24 protein-coding genes and 2 pseudogenes are annotated in these 23,573 nt (G+C 56.9%); 14 read left to right on the top strand and 12 right to left on the bottom strand.

Annotated elements, in window-relative coordinates:
- The first annotated feature begins 498 nt into the window (after positions 1-498).
- Positions 499-1,770 carry a S8 family serine peptidase gene (locus ACOOHD_RS13310; RefSeq protein WP_420458372.1) on the top strand — a complete coding sequence of 424 codons (1,272 nt, stop codon included), beginning with the start codon at positions 499-501 and terminating at the stop codon, positions 1,768-1,770.
- On the opposite strand, the gene ACOOHD_RS13305 is transcribed toward ACOOHD_RS13310, so the two are convergent.
- Both ACOOHD_RS13305 and ACOOHD_RS13300 read right to left on the bottom strand, forming a co-directional pair.
- Positions 1,767-2,369 (bottom strand): DNA-3-methyladenine glycosylase family protein, encoded by a 603-nt coding sequence (locus tag ACOOHD_RS13305; protein WP_420458371.1) that lies wholly within the window; start codon positions 2,367-2,369, stop codon positions 1,767-1,769. The two genes, ACOOHD_RS13310 and ACOOHD_RS13305, sit on opposite strands and share 4 nt — an antisense overlap.
- A gap of 167 nt (positions 2,370-2,536) precedes the next feature.
- Positions 2,537-3,070: a flavin reductase family protein gene (locus tag ACOOHD_RS13300; RefSeq protein ID WP_420458370.1), complete on the bottom strand. Its 534-nt coding sequence runs from the start codon at positions 3,068-3,070 to the stop codon at positions 2,537-2,539.
- 179 nt (positions 3,071-3,249) lie between these two features.
- Here ACOOHD_RS13300 and ACOOHD_RS13295 point away from each other — a divergent pair, with 179 nt between their 5' ends.
- From ACOOHD_RS13295 to ACOOHD_RS13285, 3 genes are read left to right on the top strand one after another with little or no spacing between them, the layout of a single operon-like run.
- Positions 3,250-4,014 (top strand): MbnP family protein, encoded by a 765-nt coding sequence (locus ACOOHD_RS13295; protein ID WP_420458369.1) that lies wholly within the window; start codon positions 3,250-3,252, stop codon positions 4,012-4,014.
- A 3-nt stretch (positions 4,015-4,017) separates the two neighbouring features.
- Positions 4,018-5,031 (top strand): cytochrome-c peroxidase, encoded by a 1,014-nt coding sequence (locus tag ACOOHD_RS13290; RefSeq protein ID WP_420458368.1) that lies wholly within the window; start codon positions 4,018-4,020, stop codon positions 5,029-5,031.
- 6 nt (positions 5,032-5,037) lie between these two features.
- The gene (locus ACOOHD_RS13285) at positions 5,038-6,159 is read left to right on the top strand and encodes a cytochrome-c peroxidase (RefSeq protein ID WP_420458367.1); all 1,122 of its coding nucleotides are present in this window, start codon (positions 5,038-5,040) and stop codon (positions 6,157-6,159) included.
- Between the two features lie 174 nt (positions 6,160-6,333).
- On the opposite strand, the gene ACOOHD_RS13280 is transcribed toward ACOOHD_RS13285, so the two are convergent.
- From ACOOHD_RS13280 to ACOOHD_RS13270, 3 genes are all read right to left on the bottom strand, one after another.
- Positions 6,334-7,839, bottom strand: coding sequence for an alpha-L-arabinofuranosidase C-terminal domain-containing protein (locus ACOOHD_RS13280; RefSeq protein WP_420458366.1), 1,506 nt, complete (start codon positions 7,837-7,839; stop codon positions 6,334-6,336).
- A gap of 46 nt (positions 7,840-7,885) precedes the next feature.
- Positions 7,886-8,824, bottom strand: a complete 939-nt coding sequence (locus ACOOHD_RS13275) for a hypothetical protein (protein WP_420458365.1) — start codon at positions 8,822-8,824, stop codon at positions 7,886-7,888.
- A 183-nt stretch (positions 8,825-9,007) separates the two neighbouring features.
- Complete coding sequence (locus ACOOHD_RS13270) at positions 9,008-10,417, bottom strand: B12-binding domain-containing radical SAM protein (protein WP_420458364.1); 1,410 nt, start codon at positions 10,415-10,417, stop codon at positions 9,008-9,010.
- Positions 10,418-10,630: 213 nt separating this feature from the next.
- Between ACOOHD_RS13270 and ACOOHD_RS13265 the strand changes: the two genes are divergently transcribed.
- The 6 genes from ACOOHD_RS13265 to ACOOHD_RS13240 all read left to right on the top strand — a co-directional run bounded on the left by ACOOHD_RS13265 (position 10,631) and on the right by ACOOHD_RS13240 (position 15,512).
- The gene (locus ACOOHD_RS13265) at positions 10,631-11,137 is read left to right on the top strand and encodes a GNAT family N-acetyltransferase (RefSeq protein WP_420458363.1); all 507 of its coding nucleotides are present in this window, start codon (positions 10,631-10,633) and stop codon (positions 11,135-11,137) included.
- 53 nt (positions 11,138-11,190) lie between these two features.
- Positions 11,191-11,808 carry a hypothetical protein gene (locus tag ACOOHD_RS13260; RefSeq protein ID WP_420458362.1) on the top strand — a complete coding sequence of 206 codons (618 nt, stop codon included), beginning with the start codon at positions 11,191-11,193 and terminating at the stop codon, positions 11,806-11,808.
- 417 nt (positions 11,809-12,225) lie between these two features.
- The gene (locus ACOOHD_RS13255) at positions 12,226-13,641 is read left to right on the top strand and encodes a hypothetical protein (protein WP_420458361.1); all 1,416 of its coding nucleotides are present in this window, start codon (positions 12,226-12,228) and stop codon (positions 13,639-13,641) included.
- Positions 13,642-13,948: 307 nt separating this feature from the next.
- Positions 13,949-14,212 (top strand): UPF0175 family protein, encoded by a 264-nt coding sequence (locus ACOOHD_RS13250; protein ID WP_420458360.1) that lies wholly within the window; start codon positions 13,949-13,951, stop codon positions 14,210-14,212.
- Positions 14,209-14,685 carry a DUF3368 domain-containing protein gene (locus tag ACOOHD_RS13245; RefSeq protein ID WP_420458359.1) on the top strand — a complete coding sequence of 159 codons (477 nt, stop codon included), beginning with the start codon at positions 14,209-14,211 and terminating at the stop codon, positions 14,683-14,685. The genes ACOOHD_RS13250 and ACOOHD_RS13245 overlap by 4 nt, the downstream gene beginning before the upstream one ends.
- Before the next feature lie 401 nt (positions 14,686-15,086).
- Positions 15,087-15,512, top strand: a complete 426-nt coding sequence (locus ACOOHD_RS13240; protein WP_420458358.1) for a hypothetical protein — start codon at positions 15,087-15,089, stop codon at positions 15,510-15,512.
- A gap of 29 nt (positions 15,513-15,541) precedes the next feature.
- On the opposite strand, the gene ACOOHD_RS13235 is transcribed toward ACOOHD_RS13240, so the two are convergent.
- The 7 genes and pseudogenes from ACOOHD_RS13235 to ACOOHD_RS13205 form a co-directional block, all read right to left on the bottom strand.
- A complete protein-coding gene (locus ACOOHD_RS13235; RefSeq protein WP_420458357.1) occupies positions 15,542-16,459 on the bottom strand; it encodes a polysaccharide deacetylase family protein in 918 nt (305 codons plus the stop codon).
- Between the two features lie 45 nt (positions 16,460-16,504).
- Positions 16,505-17,119, bottom strand: a pseudogene (locus ACOOHD_RS13230) (carbonic anhydrase); the annotation flags it as partial.
- Positions 17,120-17,159: 40 nt separating this feature from the next.
- Positions 17,160-18,179, bottom strand: coding sequence for an IS3 family transposase (locus ACOOHD_RS13225; protein ID WP_420458356.1), 1,020 nt, complete (start codon positions 18,177-18,179; stop codon positions 17,160-17,162).
- A pseudogene (gene tnpA, locus ACOOHD_RS13220) lies at positions 18,089-18,298 on the bottom strand (IS66 family insertion sequence element accessory protein TnpA); the annotation flags it as partial. The pseudogene tnpA and the gene ACOOHD_RS13225, both read right to left, overlap by 91 nt.
- Positions 18,299-18,337: 39 nt before the next feature.
- Positions 18,338-18,517 carry a hypothetical protein gene (locus ACOOHD_RS13215; RefSeq protein ID WP_420458355.1) on the bottom strand — a complete coding sequence of 60 codons (180 nt, stop codon included), beginning with the start codon at positions 18,515-18,517 and terminating at the stop codon, positions 18,338-18,340.
- A gap of 368 nt (positions 18,518-18,885) precedes the next feature.
- Positions 18,886-19,116, bottom strand: a complete 231-nt coding sequence (locus tag ACOOHD_RS13210; protein WP_420458354.1) for a hypothetical protein — start codon at positions 19,114-19,116, stop codon at positions 18,886-18,888.
- Complete coding sequence (locus ACOOHD_RS13205) at positions 19,116-19,244, bottom strand: hypothetical protein (RefSeq protein WP_420458353.1); 129 nt, start codon at positions 19,242-19,244, stop codon at positions 19,116-19,118. The genes ACOOHD_RS13210 and ACOOHD_RS13205 overlap by 1 nt, the downstream gene beginning before the upstream one ends.
- A gap of 202 nt (positions 19,245-19,446) precedes the next feature.
- On the opposite strand from ACOOHD_RS13205, the gene ACOOHD_RS13200 reads away from it, so the two are divergent.
- From ACOOHD_RS13200 to ACOOHD_RS13185, 4 genes are all read left to right on the top strand, one after another.
- Positions 19,447-20,937 carry a T9SS type A sorting domain-containing protein gene (locus ACOOHD_RS13200; protein WP_420458352.1) on the top strand — a complete coding sequence of 497 codons (1,491 nt, stop codon included), beginning with the start codon at positions 19,447-19,449 and terminating at the stop codon, positions 20,935-20,937.
- Between the two features lie 915 nt (positions 20,938-21,852).
- Complete coding sequence (locus ACOOHD_RS13195; RefSeq protein WP_420458351.1) at positions 21,853-21,981, top strand: hypothetical protein; 129 nt, start codon at positions 21,853-21,855, stop codon at positions 21,979-21,981.
- 360 nt (positions 21,982-22,341) lie between these two features.
- Positions 22,342-22,653 carry a transposase gene (locus ACOOHD_RS13190; RefSeq protein ID WP_420458350.1) on the top strand — a complete coding sequence of 104 codons (312 nt, stop codon included), beginning with the start codon at positions 22,342-22,344 and terminating at the stop codon, positions 22,651-22,653.
- A complete protein-coding gene (locus ACOOHD_RS13185) occupies positions 22,653-23,513 on the top strand; it encodes an IS3 family transposase (RefSeq protein WP_420458349.1) in 861 nt (286 codons plus the stop codon). The genes ACOOHD_RS13190 and ACOOHD_RS13185 overlap by 1 nt, the downstream gene beginning before the upstream one ends.
- Positions 23,514-23,573 lie beyond the last annotated feature (60 nt).

Below are 23,573 nucleotides of genomic sequence, written 5' to 3'. Positions count from 1 at the left end.
CAATCGCCTTACCTGCTCCTGATCGCTTTGATCTCTCTGTTTGTACTCGGGTGTGATGGGTGTAGCAACGATGCTGACCTGACATATGCCGATGGTAGGTGCAATCCTGCTCCCCTCATTTTGGTACCTAAAGGAATAAACCAGAATCCTTACAACCTACCGACGGTAGCCTGTGGTGATCCACTATTTGAGCACCAAGTCCGGCTACCGGCTCCCACATCTGGTTCGGTATTCCTTCAGTTTGAAAACCTGAGTCAGGAGGTCTACTACCGCGCGTACGGCATTTCTAACGGGGGTGGAGCACCTCAGGAGTTGCTAAGTTGTCAGTCTTCGAAGGCGTTTTATCCTTCGGTTAGTTTTTCGGTTCCAGCAGGTCAATTCGATGCCTTGGTGGTATCCGTTAGCCGTAATCGCCCGGTGATTTCCAATTTTACCGACAACACGATCAGACTGACAGCCTACCAGCAGGAGCCACAGCGGCGCACCATAAGCAATAATGTGGCAGTGAATTGCGATGGCGAGCGTACGCAACGAATGGTCATCGGTAGTTGTAATCCGAATGCCTTCGTTGGGGCATGGGCGCGCGAACAGGGCTTGACAGTTGTTGATTCCCTACCGTTTCCCGATGTTGGAGGACTTGTAGTCGTAGAGCTACCCTATGGTATTGATCCAAACAGTGAGCCTCCATTAATTCGAGAGAAGATCAAACAGGACACCATCAACTACTTCGTAGAGGAAGACTTCCTCATCCGCCTCACCCCCCGCAGCCTCAGCCCCCTGTCTACCGTGCGGTCGGTACAGGATGGACGTCAGTACTACACGATCACCGACACGGTAGCTTTTCCCGCCCAGTACGTGGGGCCGGCTACCTGCGAAGCGCTCCAGTTCCGCCCCGGTGTGGCTATGCCGAGCACGGCCGGTGGGGACAACATCGTTGTGACCGTCATCGACTCAGGGGCCGACACCCTACTCTCCTCGGCAGTTTGGGATCGACATGCCTACCGGGGTAGCAGTACACCCTTTGTACAGTCCGACGGGCTCGGCTATGACTTCATCAATGGGGACTTCTCTCCGGACGATCAGCTCGGTCACGGGACCGCGGTAGCCGGAGCCATCGTGAGCAACTACCGGGGTAGCCGTCCGTTGACCCTGGTGCACTATAAGATCTTTAACGGGTACGGCGAGGCCACCTACTTCGGGGCCATTACGGCCATCTACGCCGCCGTACAGAATGGCTCCGACATCATCAATCTAAGTTGGGGAATCCCCACCGAGGAAACTCCCCTGGCCCTACAGTGCGCCATCGACTACGCCAATGACCAGGGTGTCATCGTGGTTACCTCCGCCGGCAATGAGACTGCTAACGTCGATACCGACCCCCAGTGGCCCGCTGCTTACGCCGGCCAAGACACCTTCCCTAATTTGATAACAGTAGCCTCCTACGTGGATGAAAACGACGCGCTCAGTTTAGCATCATTCTCCAATTTTGGGGCGCAGTCCGTCACCCTAGCTGCCTACGCGGCCGCCGAAGCACCAAAGCTGGGGGCTACCGCTACAGGAAGTACCGTCTACGGGACCGATGTGGTGTACGGAACCTCCATTTCTACACCGCTGGTGACCCGTGAGCTGGCCACTATCCTTAGTAACCTACCCCCGGACGACTCCACCGCCATCGACCACCTACTCGCCCTGCTGCAGCAGCAGCTACAGGCTGACCAAACCCGCAACGGCGGCGTCCTCCTCCCCCTCCAGTGCACCACCGTGCCCTAGCCCATCTCCCACAAGTACCGACTCGCAAAACTCCGGTACGGTCGCCAGGGCTCCGCCGCCGCAATCATCGCTGCAATCAAGGCCTTACCCTTCAGGTGACCGAGGTCGAAGAGCGCGATAAGGTTGCGCCGCACCACCAGATCGTCCAGCGGCAGCAGGTCGGGTCGTTGTAGGACGAACATCAGCACCATTTCCACGGTCCACTGGCCTACGCCCCTGATCTGGGTGAGGAGGTCGATGATCTCCTGGTCGGTGAGCTTCGACCAGTCCTGGTTGATCAGTTTATACTCCAGCCAGAAGGCCGCCACGCCGTGGAGGTAGCCGGCCTTTGGGCGACTCATGCCCACCGCCCGCAGGTCACCCTCGGATAAATCCAGCAACCGCTCCGGGTGGGGGTAGCCATCGGGGAAGAGGTCCAGAAAGCGGCCAAAGATGGTACCCGCCGCCCGCCCGCTCAGCTGCTGGTAGGTGATGGAGCGCAGGAGGCCGAAGTACACGTCGCCACCGTGGTCGGGCCGGGGTTTGAGGGAGTGGCGGGCGACTAGGGGGGCTAGGTGGGACTCCTTGCTTAGGTGGGCATCGATTTTGGGGTCGGTCATGGCTAGTGGTTCTTAGCTCTGGCGGCGGGGTATTGGCTTCCGGCATCCTTTCGGGGTTGCCACGCCGAAGTGAGCACCGCGGCTAGAAGCCACGACCCATTAGCTCCCGAAATCCTCGTCGGGGCTACCGCTCCCGCCTCGATACCGCGGCTAGAAGCCACGACCCACTAGCTCCGCGGACTCACCCCCTCGTAATGCTTGCGCGTATCCATCTCCGTGATGGGCTGGCCATCCTTGCTGGTGGCCTTGATGACCTTGCCCACGAAGAGGATGTGATCGCCGTGGGTGGTCAGGGCATCCTCGAGCTTGCACTCCAGGGTGGCGATGCCGCAGTCGAGGACGGGGGCACCGGTCTCGCCCTCGGTGTAGGAGATACCGTTGACGGAGTGGGCGCCGTAGTCGACCTCGGTCTGCTGGGCGAATTTCTTAATAAGGGCCTCGTCGTTCTTGCCCAGGACGGTGAGGGAGAAAGACTGTGCCTTCTGGATGGTCTCGTTGACATCGCTGTCCTTCTGGATGGCGATGGTGATCAGCGGCGGATCGAAGCTCGACTGGGTGGCCCAGCTGACGGTGGCGGCGCTGATCCAGTCCTCCGAGCGGGTCTTGAGGTCGTGGCCGTCCTTACGGGTGGCGACGATGTAGAAACCGTAGGTGAGTTGCTTGAGGGCGTTATCGAGGGAGGAGTTGGGGGACTGGTCCATGGGGGAGGTAAACTTGGATGATAAGATGTGCTAGTCCCAACGGGATTGATTTTGTACATGTTCGCCTGCTTTGTCGGCCGGGGGGGCGACAATAGGAGGGGGGCAGGAACACCCGACGGGGGCAAGGCGCGTTATGGTAACTCATCCAATCAGCGCCGCACCCGCGGCCCCGCCCGCCTATGAAACACTTGCTGCTCCCCCTGCTCCTGTTGCTGAGTCTGACGGCCTGTCTCGACGATGATGACGTGGATGCCCCACTCGCGGAGACTGACCTGACGCTCGATTTTCGAGCCAAGTATGACGGGATGCCCCTGGGGATACAGCGGGATGCCTACGCTTACCCCACCGGGGATACGCTGAAGGTGCTGCTGTTTCAGTACTATGTATCGGACCTGGAACTACTACCCCGGAACGGTGCCACGCCCGTACGCCTGACCGATATCGACCTGCTGCGCTGGATGTCGGCTAGTGATTCGGCTACGCAGACGCGGACCTTTCGGGTGCCGGAGGGGGATTATGCGGGGCTACGCTTTGGGCTGGGGGTAAAACCGGAGTTAAATGCCCAGGACCCCAGCAACTTTGCCGCCGATTACGTGCTTAACGAGGCGGAATTTTGGGGGCCGGCTACCCGCTACGTCTTTGCGAAGATCGAGGCCAATGCCGACCTGGAGGGCGACGGACTGTACGATACGGGGCTGAGCTACCACATGGGCAGCGACTCGCTTTATACCACGGTGGCGTTTAACCAAGCCTTCAGCGTACGGGCCGGCCAGACGCCGCAGCTGACCGTAGTGGCCGACGTGCTGCGGGCGCTCTCCGACGGTGCCGACACCTTTGACATCACCAATCCGCAACAGCAGGCGGTGCACGGGGGCAATCAGGCCGTGGCACTGGACATCTGGAACCGGCTAGCCGGGCAGTTCGAACTGGAAGTACGGCAGTAAGGGATGCGGGGCTGGCCGGTACTGCTTGTTTTAGTTCTTGGTTGTGGACGAGACGTAGAGCCCACACCATCGGATTTTGCTGCTATTCTCTACCCCGATGATAACCTTTCTACTCCTGCCGGTACGGCGCTGGGCGAGCGGCTGTTTTTCGACCCTATCCTATCGGCGGACGGAACGGTAAGCTGTGGTACCTGCCACCAGCCGGCGCTGGCCTTCAGCGACGGGCGGGCGCTGAGCGTGGGAGTAGGAGGGCTAGTCGGTACCCGCAACACCCCCGCCCTATCTAATATCGGCTACCTCCACCAGCCGCTATTTTGGGATGGGCGGGCCGATAACCTTGAAACCCAGGCGTTGCACCCCATCGGCACGGTCCACGAGATGGGTGGAAGCTGGCCGGCGGTGATCGAACGGCTGCGGGGGGAGACTTGCTACCGGGAGGCGTTTCGGGAGGCCTTCGGGACGGAGGCGATGGATTCCACGCTGGTAGGTAGGGCCCTGGCGCAGTACCAGCGCACGCTCGTCTCCCGTAATAGCAAGTACGACCGGGTGCAGCGGGGGGAGGCCAGCTACACGGAGGCGGAGGCACTGGGCCAGGCGATCTTCTTTGACTTCGGCGACGATCCGCGGGGCCCTTACGCGGGGCTGCCGAAGGGGGAGTGCGCCCACTGCCACACGCCGCCCCACTTCACCAACCAGCGGTACGAGAATAACGGTCTGGACGAGGTGACTAACCTGACCGCTTTTCGCGACCCGGGCCGTGGGGCCATCACGGGGCAGCCCTACGACAACGGCCGCTTCCGTACCCCGGGCTTGCGCAATGCAGCTCTTACGGCTCCCTACATGCACGACGGGCGCTTCGCTACTTTGGAGGAGGTCGTGCAGCACTACAACAGCGGAGGTCACTACGCCGAGAACCGCAGCGCCAACATCCGCCCCCTGGGCCTAGATGACCGGCAGCAGATTGCATTAGTGGCCTTTCTGCACACCCTTACCGACACTTCATTCGTTGCACGATAACTCAGTATGTACCGCTCTCTCCTCATCGCCGCTCTTTCGATCTTGCTCCTAGCGGTAGGCTGTCGGGACGAACCCGGTGGCGGAGCGGTGGAAATACCCGAAGCGGGAGCCATTACCGGACCGAACACCCCCACCCCCTACGCCCTGGAGGTGCCGGCCTACCTGCCCGCTCCGGTAGTCGATGCGGAGAACCCTATGTCGGTAGAGGGGGTAGACCTCGGTCGACGTATCTTCTACGACGCCTCGATCCTGAGTACGGACGGCAATATGTCCTGCGCCAGCTGCCACAAACAGGAGTTGGCCTTTACCGATGGGCTCAATCGCTCGCTGGGCATCCGCCGCCTAGAGGGCAACCGTAGTGCGATGTCACTGGTGAACCTGGCCTTCAACCCTAACGGCTTCAACTGGGACGGCGACGCCCCCAAGCTCTGGAAGCAGGCCATTCACCCCGTCGAGGACATGCTGGAGCTCGACAACGACTGGGAGGAGGTGCTGCGTAAACTGCGCGAGGATGCCGACTACCCGGCACGCTTCCGGGCAGCCTTTGGGATCGACACTAGGGAGGAGATCACCCAGGAGTTGACCATCAAGGCGCTGGCCCAGTTCGAGCGTACGATCATCTCGGCGAATAGTAAGTTCGATCGAGTGGTGTACCAAAATACCGACTTCTTTACCGAGGAGGAGCAGCTCGGGGCCGATAGTCTCTTCTTTGTGGAGAACCTGGCCCCCGGCGTGCTGCACCCCGGCTGTGGCCATTGCCATAACGCCCCCAATTTCGGCGACAACAAGTTCCACAACAACGGCATCGAGGATGTGGCCTCCCTGGACGACTTCCCCGATCCGGGCCTAGGCGGTGTGACCGGTAATCGCTTCGACAACGGTAAGTTCCGTACCCCCACCCTGCGCAATATCGCTCTCACGGCCCCCTACATGCACGATGGCCGCTTCAAGACGCTGGAGGAGGTGCTCGACCACTACGCCAGCGGTGGCCATGGTCTGGAGAACAAAGACCCCAACATCACAGGCTTTCCGCTGACGGAGCGGCAGAAGCGGGCGTTGCTGGCATTTCTGAATACGCTTACGGACGAGTCGCTGCTTACGGATGAGCGGTTTGCCGCGCCGAAGTAGACAGTACAATGCTGCCACTCCCGATAGCTATTGGGACGGCAGTAAAATGCAGCCTCTGGCTGCGCTGGGAAGGGCCTTTACCACAAATTATCTACGGATTGCTCACAGATTAGGAAGCTGCTCCGCAGCTTCAGGCGGCAAGTGGGGTAGGCTCGGGCCAGAGGCCACTCGACCTTAGTCTTTTGAGTAAAAATAAAATCCAATCCCCCCAGCCACCAGCGACCCCGCCCCATCATCCTTCACCTCCCGCACGACATCCGCGGCAGCCGTACCCACGGCCAGTGGATCATCCGCCGAATATACTACCCGCCGCTGTAGCCGCATCCCCGGCACGGCATGCGTCATGTCCACCGCGGCATCTTGCTCTAGCGACAGGTTAATGGCGGCGACCACCACGCTATCCCCGGCAGCGGAAACAGTAGCGCTTACATCCAGTGCCGGCCGGCCGGAGGGTAATGTGGGTATATCGCTTAACGCTACCGGCAGGTAGTTATCCAGCATATACGCCCGGTACTTCTCCAGTGGCGTGTACACCGTCTGCTTCCAGGCGGACTCCTCGCTGGTCATGATGGGGGCCAGCACGTTTACGGTCTGGGCCCAGGTGGCCAGAGCGATGATATCGGCGTTGGCGTAGAACATATGCAGGAAGGTGGCCGTGGCCAGGGCGTGCCGCCAGTCGTAGGGGTATTCCAGTGCGTAGGCACCCCGGCCCTTTGGGGAATCCATGTTCCAGATACCCCACTCGTCGATGGCTAGCTTCAATGGTGCTTGCCTGCCGTCAAAGCGGTACCAACGGCTCAGCCCCCCAGTTTCCGGTACTGGGGCCAGCTGCTCGCGCAGAGTGTCGAGGTAAGCATCATACTGATATACACTCTCCAGCAGGGCGGCGTAGGTCGTATCGCCCGGCACGGCGTAGAAGTGTACGGCCAGGTAATCACTAACCGAGTGCAGTTCGTCGAGGATCTCCTGATTCCAGTCACGGTCGCGGGTATCGCCGACCATCGTCAGTTTTATGCTAGGGTCCTGCAACTTCATCAGCTTGGTGAATTGCCAGGTATCGTCGATGTATACGTCTACGTCCTGGTGGCGACCGGCATCGGGCTCGGCACTCTCCTCGTTGCCGATGCCCCAGTAGGTGACGTTGAAGGGCTCGGGGTAGCCGTGCTCCCGCCGCAGATTGGCGTAGTAGGTATCCCCCGTTCCGTTGCAGTACTCGACCCAGTTGCTGGCCTCTTCGGGGGTACCGGTGGCCATATTGACGACTAGGAAAGGCTCCGCACCGATCTCCCGGCAGTAGGTGACGAACTCCGCCGTACCGAAGCCATACTCAATGTTGCCGCCCCAAATTAGATTCGGTCGCTTAGGGCGGTCCTCCTTCGGGCCGATGCCGTACTCCCAGTGGTAGATTTTGGTCACGGTGCCGCCGGGGAAGCGGAGGAGGGGCACGTCTAGCCCTTGCACCAGTTTTAGCACGTCGGTGCGGAAGCCGCGGTCGTCGCTTAGGGGAGAGGTTGGCTCGTACAATCCGCCAGCTACGCAGCGGCCGAGGTGCTCGATGAACTGTCCGTACACGAGGGGGGTGATGGGGGTGGCCTGTGCGGTAGGGTCTACGCGGATTGATTGGGCGGCGGTGCGCGGGTGCAGGGTGGATAGGAGGGCGAGGAGAAGCAGGTAGCGCATGCCCCAAAGTACGATGCTGGCCTCCGGCAGCGGCAGTACAATGCGGCTAGGTTTTAGTAAAGAACCGCCCAATAAACGCCGCCGTCTTCAACGCCACCCGCTTACGCCAGACGTGCCCCGGAGAGAACAACCGGATGGGCCCATCCACGGAGTGCCAGTACTGTTTATCGGAAAAGCTGGGTCGGGCGCCGGTCACGAAGATGTCGCGTAGGTAGGCCTTATCCCAGGGTTTGGCGCGGCCGGCAGCGTGCGACATGACGTAGCCGGATCTACCGAAGTCCATCGCATCCGCGCCCATTATGCTCACCTCATCGGTGAGGTCCTTAGCCACGTTGAGTGCATCCTGGTCCATGAAGTGGAACATGTTCCAGCGGTCGGCAATACCGATCCGGTCCTGGTGGCCGGTGTACTCCTTCATGTAGTCCTGTAGTTCCCCCCAGCGCTTGGCAAACCCGCGGTAACGCTGGTGGATGCCTACGAAGCCTCCGTTGACGTAGATATCGTCCTTTGGGACGTAGTCGATGCCAAATTGCGCATAGTACTCCTTCCACTGGGCCCGTAGCGGGTGCGATTTGGAAACCGGGGAGTTCATATCCTCGCACAGTGCCACCCCGTACTGGGCCCACTCCTCCAGGCGGTGCCAGGGGGCCTTGATGACGATGTCGCAGTCGACGTAAAACACAGTGTGTATCGTATCTCCGTAGCGCTCCCACACCTGCTGGATCAGTTCCGGCTTGACGTTGGCGAGCATCTCCCCGGTGTCCTGGTGGGCAAAGTGAATGGTGAATCCTTCGGCTACGAGGTATACCGATAGACCATCCTGCTCGGTCACCGTATCGGTAGCCCAGGGGGGCAGCGGTCCACGGAAGCCGGCGTACAGCACCCCGCGGTAGCCGCAGGCGTAGAGTGAATTGGCTAGGGCACCCACGCCGAGGTGGTACGCGCCCTCAAAAACCGTACAGATGATACTTTGGGGATTAGGCATCTAACAAGAAGTAACCGGTAGGGTCGGGTGCTGTTTTCTCCCCTCCTTCGGCAGTGAACGCAGCGGCGGGGTGGTACAGTGCGTTCGATCGGTCTTGCACCTGCGGCCCCGCCCTATGCCTTAGGATGTACTTCCCCCAAACTTCGCGGCTGGTCCTCCGGGTGAGGGGGTTGGGTGATGGCTTTAGGCGCTTTGGCCTATACGTGTGGATGCTATTTTTTTGTTGTGGGCCCTAGGGCGTACCTTGGTCAGAATCCCTTCCAGCAGCGGCAGCATGTTATTCAGCTGGCTGGTCTTGATGAGCACGTTCCACAGCGGTTCGAATTTCTTCCAACCGCCGGCGTAGAGGAAGTGCTTGAGCTGGTGCTTGGGGCTATCGTGGGAGAGGCTGGCTGCGGCGATGTTTTTCCAACTGTAGAACTCACGGTAGGCCCAATCGTAGCCCGCCTTGAGTTTTTGTGCCGATAGCTTAGTGGTTTGGTAGACTACGTGGCGGGTGTCGTAGAGATCCCAGTTGCGGGTGAGCAGGCGGCCGTTGCGCTCCATCTGGCCGTAGAGGTTGGTGCCCGGGTAGGGCGTGAGGATATGGTAGGTCGCGGTGGTCAGTCCGTTGCGTACTCCCCAGTCGACGGTGCGCTCAAAGACATCGGGCCCGTCGTCGTCAAGGCCGAAAACGAAACTGCCGTTAATGAGGATACCGAGGTCGTGGAGACGCTGGGTAGCTGCTTCGTAGTCTTTTTTGAGGTTTTGCTTTTTGTTGCTCTGGCGCAGGTTTTCGGGTGAGAAGGTTTCATAGCCTACGAACAGGCTGCGCAGTCCCGCCTCCGCCGCCCGTTCGATGAGGTCGCCGCGCAGGATGCTGTCGATGGTGGCCGCGGCCTGAAAGACCCGGTTCATACCCCGCATTTCCGCGAAGAGGGCGGTAGCGAATTTGGCGTTGCCTAGCAAATGATCATCCAGAAAGTAGAGGTGGCGCCCGGACAATCGGTCGATCTCGGCCAGGGCATCGTCGACGGCCTGGGTGTAGAAGGATTTGCCCCCCGTAAAGAAGGCGTCTTTGTAGCAGAAGTCACAGTGGTGCGGGCACCCCCGGGTCACCACGATCAAATTGGGCACCAGGTACTTATGGCGCTTGATCAGGTCGCGACGGATGGGCGGTACCCCCACCAAGGTACGCTTCGGCGAGAAGTACACCTTTTTCTGCCGGCCCGCCTGCCAGTCGGCCAGAAACTGCGGAAAGGTCTCCTCCCCCGGCCCCAGGAAGATGGAATCGGCGTGGGGTGCTGCCTCATCGGGCAGGGAGGTGACGTGCAGTCCGCCCAAACACACGTAGCACCCCCTGGCGCGGTAGGCATCGGCGATCCGGTAGGCGCGGTAGGCGTTGGTGATGTACACCTGTATAATCACCAGGTCGGGCGTATCGTCCAGATCAAGCGTCTCGACGTGCTGATCCTGTAGGTCAACGTGCCAGTCGGAGGGGAGGTAAGCGGCCAACGTGGCTAGTCCCAGCGGTGGAAAGAGGGAGTACTTGATCGGGCGCCAGAGGGGACTTTCGGCCTCGGCCAGGGCGGGTAGGATGAGCTTGACGTGCATGGGGGCGGGGGCGCGGGTGCAACGAAAGTACGAAGCTGCCTCCGGCAGCGCCGTTGGATGCGGCCTCCGGCTGCGCTGGGATTAGATGACATCCGTAGTTTGCCGTATTGACCGCGAGGCCCTACCGCCTGCGGCGCTACAGACCTCGCTGCAGAAGGGCTCCCCCTCCGGGGAAGGGTACGGTATCATTCACCAGTTGACTAATTTGCTACCGTGCTATTTCAAACCAGACGCCTCTATGTACGGAAGTTAAAACCATCCGACTTGCCCGGATTCTATGACATGCAACGCAACCCGAACGTGATGCGATACATCAAAGCGCCTATGACCCTGGTAGAAGCTGAACGGGAGCTGGATCGTTTCATTGGCTACTACCGCGATGCTAGCACATTCTACAGGCTCTGGGCTATAATGCGTCTGGCGGATACCGCCTTCATTGGTATGTGTGGAGTTTACCGCAACCAACGTGCAGAGTACGAAGTCGCCTACCGCCTGCGGGAGCGGTACTGGGGGCAGGGATTCGGGAGCGAGATTGGCGCAGGACTGATCGACTACCTATTTGCAAGCACCCAACTGGAGGTACTAACGGCGTATGCTCACCAACATAATGCCGGCTCAATTGCGATACTGGAGCGATTAATGACGTTCAGTGGTCAAGTAGAATCCGATAGCTTAGAAGGCCACGAGCGAAAGTATACGCTCGAACGCAGTAGGAAATAGCCACACTATCCTAGCCTAATACCCCCACCCGGATTCTCCTTCTCACTCAAAAAATGCTCCAGATTCGCCCGCTCCACATTCACCGTCGGATCGACGAAAAAATAAACTCTTCTACTAACGACCATACCCCCGGGCAGCGTCTTACGGCTATGAACCTGCTGTCGCTACTTCCCCTGCTTCTACTGCTCTTAGTCGGCTGTGCCGACGACGACGATAGTCAGCCCTTTGCTACTCCAACTTTCTGTATAGATACAGATCGCTACCGGCGCCCCGACTGCCCATCTCTCTACAAGCTGTCTCCCGACGACCACTTCGCCGCCGTACTGGGCAGATGGACTTTCGTAGTTTCCGTAGGGACCTGCTGCCCCATCACCGATTCTACTGCCTTTTGTGGGGAGTTCGACTCTGATAATCCGTTCATTGAATTCAGGGCCGATAGTACGGTATTATATACCTGGGGCGACGGGGAAGTGCTCCAATCCCGCTTCGACATCACCGTCGAAACCTATGGCACTAACTTAACCATTCAGCCGGCACCAGGCACTCCCGGTCTTCGCCAAGGCTTTGGTGTGATCTGCGGGAATAAAGCATACTTCGACGACTCCCCGCTAGATGGGCCCATCACTCTTTACGTGAAAACGGTAGATGGCCAACCGGTAAGGGACGAGTAAACCGGCTCATCTGCAACAGCACCAGCGGGTAGCGCACCCCGTCGATGGTATGTTCCGAGCTCTCGTGGAAGTGAAATTGCTGCAGATCGTAGCACGTACCTCCGTAGGTCACCTAATCGTCGCGCTCGAAATCGTACTGTATCGTATGCCTGTTATTCACCACGTCGGTGATGCGGGTGCTATAACCGTAGCCCCAGTGGTCGCCGGGTGTGGGGCGGGGCCCCGATAGCTATCGGGGGTGCTGGGTTGGAAAGTTGCGGCGGGGGCTGGGGGGAAGAGATATTCTTTGGCTGGATTGATGAGTGGCTCATATTGGTAGGGTGTCCAATCTGTTAGCCTTCACCCGTAGCGGTTATGGGTCAGTTTAAAGGTGTGCCCACACGTCGTAATTTTGAAGTACGACCAACAAAACCGACCGTGCGGACACGCTTCAAAATTACGCTTCACCGACTTAAGAACCAACTGAGCGCCGGGCGCCGGGAGCGTCGACGCCTGCTGGCTACCTTGCGCCGCCGGGAAGCACACATTGCCCGCCTTACCGCCCAACGCGACGCGCTCCAGCGACGGCTTGCCCCCACGTCGGTGCCCAACCACCACTATCCGGCCGAGATGATCGCCCTGGCCGTGTTCATGGTCGTTCAGGCCGGTGCTTCCTTACGCTGCGCGGCCAAGACGGTAGCCTACTTCGCTGGGCTCATGGGGTGGGACTACGGCCAGCCCCGCCACGCTACGGTCGATAACTGGACGCGCCGCCTGGGGCTCTACGCGCTGGACCATAGCGAGCGAAAAACGGGTCAGTACGTGGCCATCATTGATGAGAGCATCCAGATTGGTTGTGAGAAGTGCCTCCTGCTTTTAGGCGTCAAACTAAGCGAGCAGCAAGCTCACTGTGCGGCCCTGACCCACACCGAAGTAGAGGTCTTAGGGGTGGAAGTGCAACGCAGCTGGAAGGCCGATCAGGTAGCGGACTTTATGACGGAGCGCTTGGCCTACCACGCCGACATCGACCTACAGTACGTGATTAGCGACCAGGACACTAATCTACTGGGGGCGTTTGCTCAACGGGGACTGGCCGCCGTTGCTGACTGTAGCCACGTGATGATGAATGCCCTGAAAAAGCTGCTGGCCGATCATGCGCCGCTGCGGGAGCTAACCGCTTTTATGGGCACCTACCGTCGCCAGCACCTGCTGAGCCAGCGCAGTCATCTTTGTCCCCCGACGTTGCGGGACAAGGACCGCTTTCTGCGTGTCTTTGTTATCCTGGATTGGGTGGACCGGCTCGGTCAATACTGGCCCGCCCTGCCCGCCGATCACCGACAGACGCTGGCTTACCTGGAGCGCCAACCGGTAGTAGAGCTATTAGCCGTACTGCGGAGCCTACGCGCCATCATCACCCTGGCTAGCAGCCTACTCAAAACGTCCGGGATCAGTGCCCGTAGCCAGCAGCTCTGGAGGGATCGAGTAGCCCACTACCGCTGCAGCCAAACACCCCCGGGTATTATGGCCGAAGAGCTCATCGCCGTGATCGAACGGTACTTCCAGGATCACCAGCACTTACTAACGGGCCGCGATCGCCTGTTGTGCTGTTCGGATATCATCGAAGCTACCTTTGGCTACTACAAAAACAAGGGGGGCACGCAGGTCATCAGTTCCGACGTGTTGTATCTCCCGCTACTAGCGCTGCCCATCGACCTTGGTCTGGTCACCATCGGCTTAAAGAGGGTAAGTCAGCCCATGGTCCAAGCTTGGCACGAAGAACATACTTGTGATAACCGATACAGCATGTTGCGCCGACTACGCGGCGGGGCAAAAACCGTCACGGCCCCGCCCTAACAGATTGGACACCCTACTCATATTGGGGTGTTTGTGCAATTGTAGACATTGATGTTCGGCGACATGCCGGCATTGGGCCGGCACGAACAGACCCGCAGCGCAGCGAAAACCCGCAGGAATAGTGAAACAGGGTGGAACCGGCGAAGTGATCTTCCACTTTGATGAAAGTTAGATTTTAAAAAGTAATAAATCGCTGCTATCATACCGCTGTACATTTCGGAGTAACCCAATAGGTTGCGTGAACCACGGGTAAAACTTCCTATCGGCTAGGTCTGTTCCTGTGGCAGTAACAAACTTGAAGTGAGCCATGGGCGCGGATCTTAGAGTACCAGAGCAGATACTCTCTTCTGCTAAAATTAGCGCAGCCGATTTACTAGTAGAAGTGGCGGTCTATCTTTATGATAGTGAGAGGTTAAGCCTCGGCCAAGCGAGAGCCTTGGTGCAAATGGACGTTATATCCTTTCAAAAAGAGCTGGCTAAGCGGGATGTAAACATCAAGTACGACGTTAACGACTTTGAGGATGATCTGAGTAGTTTAAAGGACTTGAGATCTCAAGATCAGGCTAGATGATCGTTGTAAGCGACACCTCAGTGATCACTAATTTGGCGCAGATTGAGTACTTAGATTTACTTAAAAATTTATACCGCCGCATCGTCATTCCTACTCACGTCAGCGATGAACTAATGCATCATGCGGGCACCATGAATCTGGTCAAGGAATGTAGCTGGATTGAGGCAGTTGTTCCAACCGACAAAAAACTCTATGAAAAGCTACTCACGACTTTGGACCCGGGTGAGGCCGCAGCAATTGTCTTAAGCAAGGAACTATCCGCTGACTTATTGCTAATCGACGAACGCAAAGGTAGGAGGGTAGCGAAAGACAACGGTATACGTATAGTTGGCTTACTAGGTGTGTTGATTGACGGGAAGCAGCGGGGCACCCTACCTGACATCAAGCCGATCATGGACCGCTTAATCTACGAGACTGGTTTCCGGGTTAGTTCGGGTCTGTACCAGCGAGTGCTACGTGAGGTTGACGAATGAAGGGCTACAAGTACACTAGCTCAACAATGCGCCATTGTCGTCAACCGGGACTAAAAAAGTTCGGTGTAAGTCGCTTCGATCAGTGACGGTGCCACCACGGCGTCAATGGTTCAAAAGCTCCCGCTGGTCGGTTTTGGCCCATGCCACCGTGCTGCCCCTTCATCGGGAGTAGAGTTTGCTAATTGCGCTGTTTGGTCTATGCCCGGCTATGCCAGCGCCCACGTTAAGCGGCAAGTCTCCGGGGTAGGCGCGGGGCCGCGAGCGCTATATCCACCAGTGAGCGCTTCGCGTCGATTAACAAAGTCATAAAGTGTAGGAAAACGGAGAAAACCGGCCAACGACTGCCCTCCGCGCCAACGTCTTTCTCGAAACGGTTGATTGATACCCTCACCGTATACGCTATGAAACTACTACGCTTTCTGCCCCTGCTGTTGCTCAGTATTTGCTCTTGCTCCCCCAAGGCTGATATATCATTCGGAGGCTCGGACCTCATCGGCAGCTGGGACTGGGTCAGTACCAGCGGCGGATTTACGGGCAGACTGAACAGAACCCCGGCCTCCACCGGCACCACCGTGCGACTGGACCTACTCGCTAACGGCCGCTATACCATAGCGGAGGACAGCGACGAACGCTCGCGGGGTACCTATACGATCACGATGCAACGGTCCATTTACTCCGGCGAGGAAGACCGCTACATCACCTACTCAGAAGACCTTCCTCCCGTTGGGGTAGCATTCAGCGGCATCATCCGGCTGGTGGAGGTGGACCGCCTGACCATTAATGACAACTCCTACGATGGTATTGGTAGCCTGTTCGTGCGGAGGTAGACGATGGAGGGAGCACCCGCGGCCCCGCCCTAGTCGCCGTACACCGCCCCCTGGATCTCCCGCCAGGTGATCAGGGTGATCCCCTGTTCCCGCAGTAGCTCGCGGAGGTGCGGACTGGTGAGGTACTCCCAGTCGTGCTGCCGCCAGGCGGAGCCGTAATAGGGGTGGTCCACGTAGGCCGCGCGGAGCTCGTCGTTGTCCTTGCCGAGGTGGACGATGAGCTCGTTGAGGCCCGGCTGGAGGTTGCGCAGCGTCTCGTCGTAGTACGCAAAGACGGCCGCCCGGTCGGTAAGTTCCGTGTTCATGTACACGGCGTCGACCAGGACCGGGTGGGGGCCACCGAGGTCATAGGGCGCTTGTTGCAGCCTACCGACCGGAAGGAAAACGGGAATACGATACTCGGCACCCAGCCGGACCAGCACGTCGAAGAAGTCCTTGTGGGAGTACAGCGCCCCCATGTGGGAATCCAGGTGGGAGGGTCGGAGCCCCGCAGCCAGGGCCCGGTCGATCTGGGCGCGGAGCTCGGCTTCCACCTCCGCGGCGCTAGCGTGTTCTACCACCTCGGCCACGCTGGGGTAGAGATGGCCGGAGGCGTCGTGCAGGCCGGGGGTAGTGGCCTGGCCGGTCAGACCGTCCCATTTGTAGTAGTTCCATTCGGCGGTCAGCGTAAGGTGCAGGCCGTAATCCTGATCGGGGTGGGCGATGAAGTAGGCGGCAATCTCGTCGAACCACGGCGTCGGCACCATGATACTCGTCGAATTGAGGACGCCGCGCTCCAGTCCGTCGGTACTGGCCGCGTTCACGGCATGATTAACGCCGAGGTCGTCGCCGTGCAGGATCAGCAGCACGTCGTCATCCGTGTAGCCTAGCTTGGCTTTCCAGTTGTTGTCCTGGCTGAGGCACAGGCTCGGTAGCGCTAAAACAAGAATAAGGGGTAGAAATCGCATGCGGTAATAATACCGAATAATCGGCTTCCGTGCCCTACGGGGTCTTTAGGTTCCCACGACCACCATCCGGCCGTTCAGCGGCTGCTCGTCGCGGTAGTTGTTAAGCGGCATGAGCTGGCCGAGGGTCTCGACCTGGGCGTGGGAGACCGTGATGGGCTGGCGGAACACGAACCAGTCCACGCCCTCGGTACAGGGCGGCGTAGTCAGCGAGCCGGTGTAGTGGTAGTACTGGCGCTCCAGCGGCAGGTTTTGCTCCAGGGCGAAGCGCTTGTTGACGGACCTGGGCTCGTCGACGGCCAGGGGCAGCAGCCGCTCCAGAAAGGTGAAGGGGGCGCTGTTTTCTCCCTCCTTCACCATCACGGCCAGCACGAGGTACTTACCGGCCGCGTCGGTGTGCACCAGGTGAAGGACCAGTGGATAGCGCACCCCGTCGATGGTATGTTCCGAGCTCTCGTGGAAGTGAAATTGCTGCAGGTCGTAGCGCGTACCTCCGTAGGTCACATAATCGCCGCGCTCGAAATCGTACTGTATCGTATGCCCATTATTCACCACGTCGGTAATGCGGGTGCTATCGGCGTAGTGGATGTCCAGTTTAGCCTGGCTGGTATCCGGCACCGCATCTACGGTAATAATATTGATGGGCGACTGCTGGTTACCGCCGCAGGTCGAGTTTTTGAGGAGCTCGGCCTGTAGGCTTCCCTTAAGCCGCTACCGCTGAATAGTAGAATTTCTGATGTTCGATTTCATGTTCGGCCGGCGTTTGGTGACCCAAGCTCGCGTGGGGGCGGTCCAGGTTGTAGGTCAGCGACCAGTGCTGCATCTCCTCGTTGAGCTCCTCCAAGGTCGTGAACCACGTCAAATCTAGGCATTCCACCCGTAGGGTCTTGTTGAGGCGTTCGATCAGACCGTTCTGCGTCGGCTTACCGGGCTGGATGAAGCGTAGCTCTACCCCCTGGTGGGTAGCCCATTGCTTGAGTTGATGACTGATAAACTCCGGTCCGTTGTCACAGCGGATGTAGCTGGGTCGACCCCGTACCTCGACCACCTGATCGAGCACCTCGATCAACTTACGGGCTGAGATGCTGGTGTGCGCTTTGGTCCACAGGGCGCGCCGGGAACATTCGTCCATGATGTTGATCACCCGCACCGACTTTTGCCCCGGTCCCACTACCCAGTCGCTGACAAAGTCCATGGCCCAGCCCTCGTTGATGCCCTCGGGGGCTAGCAGGGCCTGGTACTCGCGGTGGATACGCTTACGTTTTGGTGGGCGGCGCAGGTTGAGCCCCTCCCGCTTCCAGATACGGTACATCCGTTTATGATTGAAGGTATGCTCGGGCTTACGCCTCAGCCAGTGAAAGATCTTCCAGAAGCCCCAGTATGGGTGTTTCTCACAAGCTTGGCGTAGTACGGCCGCCAACTCTTCATCCGCTACCTCAGGACGGTGGCCCCGCTTTCTTGCATAGTAGGTCTGCCGACGAAAGCCCAAGACGCAACAGCACTTACGGATGCTCCGAGAGTCATCCCGCTGCCGGATCACGTCGATCATTTCTTCTTGACGTCTTGGGCCTGCCACTTTTTTAGCATCGAGTAACCTTCCTGCAGGATCTCGTGATTCATACTGAGTTCGGCGTACATCTTCTTCAGATGGGCGTTTTGCCGTTCTAGCTCGGCAAGGCGACGCTCCTCTGCTTTGCTGTCGTCTTGATGGCCTTTCTTCCATTTGTAGAAGGTAGCGGCGCTGATTTGGTGCTCGCGGCACAGGTCAGCCACGCTGCTGCCCGCGTCGTGCTGGGCCAGGATGGCCTGCTGCTGGGTCTTGGTGAATTTGCTCTTTCGCATGGTGCTAAGTTTAGAAGTAAAGTTAAGGGTTACTTCTACTTATCCATGGTAACGGCGATGGGGAAGCCTACAGGCCCAGTGGGTGGGGCCGGTCTCGCCGGCGTAGCCCCAGTGATCGCCGGGTGGGGGCGGGGCCGCGGTGGCGGGGGGTGCCGGCGTATCCGTGCAGCCGAGCAGCAGCAAAACCAACAAGCAGAGCGAGTGGGGAAGGGGGCGCATGGGCGGTGGGGATTGGTGGCTTTATAGAACCTGGTCTGGTGGGGGCTTGTGCGGGGTGTGGACGTCCTGGTGGGAGCGCTGTACGTCGTGTGTGGGGCGGGGCCGCGGGTACTGGGTTGGTGGTGGGGGCAGCTAGATTGGATGGGGGGGAGGGCTGGCCCCAGGAGGTTGGCGGTTGTTCTTTGGGTTAATTAATATGTATTAAGTGTGCTTACGCAATTATATACACTAACATCTGGCGACCTGCCGGCATTGAACCGGCTCAAAAAAGCATAAGCCTATCTACGGCATTAGGTCGGTTCAAGAGGCTAGTTTGGTAGATATAAATATTAATCTCAATAATTTGTGTAGTAGTTAGGACCACATTACTAGACATTTTTAATGAGGAGTTGCTCATGGTGCTGTTCGGATCCGTCCACATAGCGGATGAAGTAGCTCATGCGGCCTAGTCGGGCGGTAACCAAACTTAGCCCCCGGCGGAAGACGAACTCTGCCACAAAGACCCCTTGGGCGGTAGAGGTGATGCGTCGAATGGTAGAGCGCGCCTTCCAACCCGCCCGGATGGTGATGGCATAGGCTAGACAAACTAAGCTCATCATCAGGACTTACCCTGACCCAGGCAGCGGTCGTACATCTGCTGGTAGGTTCTACCCTTGGCGGTGTCGACCGCCTCGTAGTAGCCCCCAAAGCGTAGGCGAATGATAAAGTCTATGCCAAACTGTCCCATTTAACCCGACCACCTCAGGGTACACATCACATCACAGCATGGTAGGAAGTTGTCGTAAACTCCAACTTAGCGCTTTCCCCGCGCTACTTAAATTTGTCTAGTAGTGTGAGTTAGGACAACAGATCAGAATCTGTATCGTTGGACAAAAGTGTTCTTCATCCGCTTTTTTGTGCCGAAGAACAGTTCAAACTCTACCCTACGAATGTTAGCTACATATATTTCGATAATATTAAACAGGTTCACTCTAAACGTTATCGTGTTGTTTTTGGTGGTTCAGGTTCAGTTATTGGGCCAAGATATCCTGACATACACCTATGGTGATAATATGGATGAGCGAGGAAAATTGATCGAAGTAGATTCTTTGAATCAAATGCATTTATTGTCCGAAGTAGATCTAGGAAGCATCAACGCCTGTAGATATCGAATCATCGACTCTTTAGGTACTATCCTTACCGATACACTTATTGGTTTGGATGCGTCAGCCAAGGATTTGTATACAGGTAGAGACGGCAAAATACACTATCTAATTTATAAGAATAGAGTTGAACCAGATAGGAATGGAAGGGATGCACTGTTAGTGGGTTCTGTAGCAGAAAGCAACAGAGTAAAGCTCATCAAGACAATTTACCTTGGTTCATTTGCTACATCGATAGCTGAGTACCGTATAGGTAGTCTTTCCAATGGTGACTACGTATTGATGTCGCATGCATTACGGCAATTTTTGGAATTCACAGATAATCGAATTAATCTTATTCGATTAGATGAAGATTACAACTATCTGTCTCATGCCACTCTGCCTACGATAGGTTTTAGGGCGCGGTGCTTTAAAGTAGTCGAAGAAGACAAGGTATTGATCGGTAATCCCGGGGTAGGTGGTGTGCAACTTATGAAGGTAGATCCTGTAGCAAACACTATAGTATGGCAAACACAACTCTACGACAGTACGATAACTTATAACCGTGTATATAACCCAGTAATTCTGCCTCATGGTAACGGTTATGGTATAGTTTCAACAATCAGCAGCACTACAGATAGTCTGGTGGGAGTTACCTATTATAGTATTGACCAGCAGGGGTCTTTAAGGGGTAGTATAGTATTTCCCGATGCAAAGTGGTCTGGGATAGAATTCCCATCGTTGTATTTGGATGTACAGGAGCGTACTAATATAGTCTTTGGAATGCTTAGTGAAGGAGAAGGAATCAATCGCCACGTTGTTATGGACCATAATGATCACACGGTTTTATTTGATTCCAGTTATGACATTGCTGGTGGGTACCAGCAAGCCCGGGATGTGGCAGTACTTGATAATGGTACTCGCTATATGATAACTAGCGGTACACCTATAGGTGATACCACCACCAAACTACGAACTGTAGTTGCAAAACTCCCGGTCTTCTCGGGATTACTGTCTAGTAATAAATACGGCAGGGAAAGGGTAAGTCAAGAACTAAGAGTTTATCCTAATCCAAATAGAGGCGATTCATTCCACTTTGATATTGAAAAAGGTGAAGGGGAGGCTGTAGTCCAAGTGTATAGTATGGAAGGAAAAAGGATGGTGGATCGTACAGTTAATTATATCTCAGGGAAAGGGCAAGTAGCGGTTCCCCCATTAGCGAGAGGAATGTACCTGATCGTGGTGAACTCGAAAAAATTGTCATATTATACACGGATGATGGTAGTTGAGCAACGCTAAATGTGACGATGGTCCAATGTCATGCCGACGTCAGTCGGGGCTGGGTAGATTTGGTATTAGTGGGAGTGCCAGCTATGCCTAGTGTCAGCCCGTCGGACAATGGCCCAAAAGCTCTGGCTGGTTGGTTCTGGTCCATGCCGTCGCGCTGCCCCTCGCGTTCAAAACGACGCAGCCTAGATTCTTCGGACAGAACTTCGATGCGTACACCCAGAAGTCCACCAACCTATAGGTGTGGAATGAAGAGTTGGAACAAGACCGGCGCTACGTGATTATCCAAATCGACGCTGCTGATCGCGAATCTGGCGGAGTTGGACACCACGGGCACGCTGACCCACAGGTAATAGGCTAGGTTGATGGGCGTCGAGAGAGTAGATGTACGAGCGGCTAAAGCGGGTGATTCACCGAAGGTTTCCGGATCCTGGCGCGGAAAATACGTAGATTTTCCAAAAGCCCCAACCACCCAGCAAGCGCCCACCAAATTATGCAAAGAACCCTAATCCTAGGCAACTGCGGAGCCGGAAAATCCACCCTCGCCCGGCAACTGAGAGCGGCGACCAGCACTACTGGAAGCCCGATTAGCAACCTACCGCCCCGGTGGAGTGGGAACAAACGGTAGCACAGCTTGCAGCCCGGCCGCGGTGGATCATGGACGGGAATTACGGCGGTACCATGGCCCGACATGCCGGCGGGGTGTCGCGAGCGGTTCGATCTGGACTTCTACCGCTATGTGGCGACCCATAACCTACGGCGGAAACACGGCGTGCTACGTAAACTGGACCGATACCGCGACGAAAAACATATGATGGCGTTCGAGACCGACGGGGAGGCAACAGCGTATCTGAAGAACTTCGATCAAATAAAATGTAGTGTACCCCAAAATTCGAACAGGTAAGTAAGGTCCACTAACTTGCTTGTATGTCTAAACGAAGAACACATTCGGCCAGCTTCAAGAAGAAAGTTGCCCTGGAAGCCATCCGGGAAGAACTGACCATGGCCGAGCTGTCGCGTAAACATCAACTGCACGCTTCACAGATCAGGGTGTGACGGTGTTTTAATGTAGATAGTTAGGCTGCGTACTGCATTCGTTTGCGCCAGTATTGATCATAGCGGCCATCGGTCAATACCTGGCTGCGGCTGATGAGCATATCGTCCGCTCCGGTGATCAACCAGCGCATTCCGCTCCCCCCCCAGCCGGGCTTTAACTAATGTCTTACAGCCCGCCTCCACCGGGCCGGAGCCAATGGGTAGCTTATCTCGTCGCATGCCGTAGTAGTCCAGGCGGGGCCGTTGATTACGCAGATACGTTAGATGTTCCTGGACTACGGATCGCTTTGCCGCTGATTTGATCTGCTGTAGTGTACCCCAAAATTCGAACAGGTAAGTAAGGTCCACTAACTTGCTTATATGTCCAAACGAAGAACACATTCGGCCAGCTTCAAAAAGAAAGTTGCCCTGGAGGCCATCCGAGAAGAACTGACCATGGCCGAGCTGTCGCGTAAACACCAACTTCACGCCTCGCAGATCAAAACTTGGAAGCGGGTGTTGACGCATGAATCCGACGAACTCTTCGGGTCCAAACGCAAGGGCAATCGAGGGGCTGCGGCTAGCTTTGGCCTGGAAGATAAACAGCGCGATGAGCTGCTACGTATCATCGGTAAGCTACAGGTCGAGAAGCTACAGGTCGAGAACGAGTTCTTAAAAAAAACGCTCTCCTGATGCCCCTTTCACAAAGAATAGCTGCCTTGGATAGCCGCGCTCATCTCAGCGTAGTGCGCCAGAGTCACCTGCTGGACGTATCGAGGTCTCGGCACTACTATCAACCCGCAGCAGAGAGCGAGCTAAATTTGCGACTGCTACGGCTGATGGACGAACATTACTTGCACTACCCCGACAAAGGTCCGCGACGAATGCTGCGGTGGCTCCGGCGAGAGCACCAACTGGAGATCAACCTTAAACGCATTAACCGCCTCTACTACAAGGTATTAGGACTGCAGTCGTTGCTTCCAGGGCCGCATACTTCTCGTCCCGCACCCGGGCACAAGGTGTACCCCTACCTACTGCGTGGGCTATCCATCGAGCGGCCCAACCAGGTCTGGCAGACGGACATCTCCTACATTCCGATGAAACGGGGTTACCTCTATCTGACGGCCTGGATCGATGTATATTCTCGCTTCGTGCTGGACTGGTCGCTGTCGAATACGATGACTGCCGAGTGGTGTAGCCAAGTCTACCAACGGGCCGTAGACCGCTGGGGCTGTCCCAAGATTGTTAACACCGACCAGGGTGCTCAGTACACCTCTGAGGCTTTTACGCAGGCCGTGCTGGGTTCTACCAATGAGGCTACTCAACTCAGCATGGACGGCCGTGGACGAGCTACCGATAATGCCTTCATCGAACGCCTCTGGCGAACGGTCAAGTACGAGTATATTTACCTGCATGAATTTGTTGATGGCCTTGCGCTCAAACAAGGACTGCGGGCATTCTTCGACTACTACAACTACGCCCGAGATCACTCCTCGTTGAGCCCTGGGCTACCTCACCAACATTATCCCACCGGACCTAAAACTCTGTCATAATCTGTCGAAGAATGGGGTACACATCAAAATACGGATAAAATACAGATAAAACGTATCTTC

Origin of the sequence: Neolewinella sp., assembly GCF_965214665.1 — a bacterium.
In the GTDB taxonomy this organism is placed as follows: domain Bacteria; phylum Bacteroidota; class Bacteroidia; order Chitinophagales; family Saprospiraceae; genus Neolewinella.
This window is presented reverse-complemented; position numbering and strand designations above follow the sequence as displayed.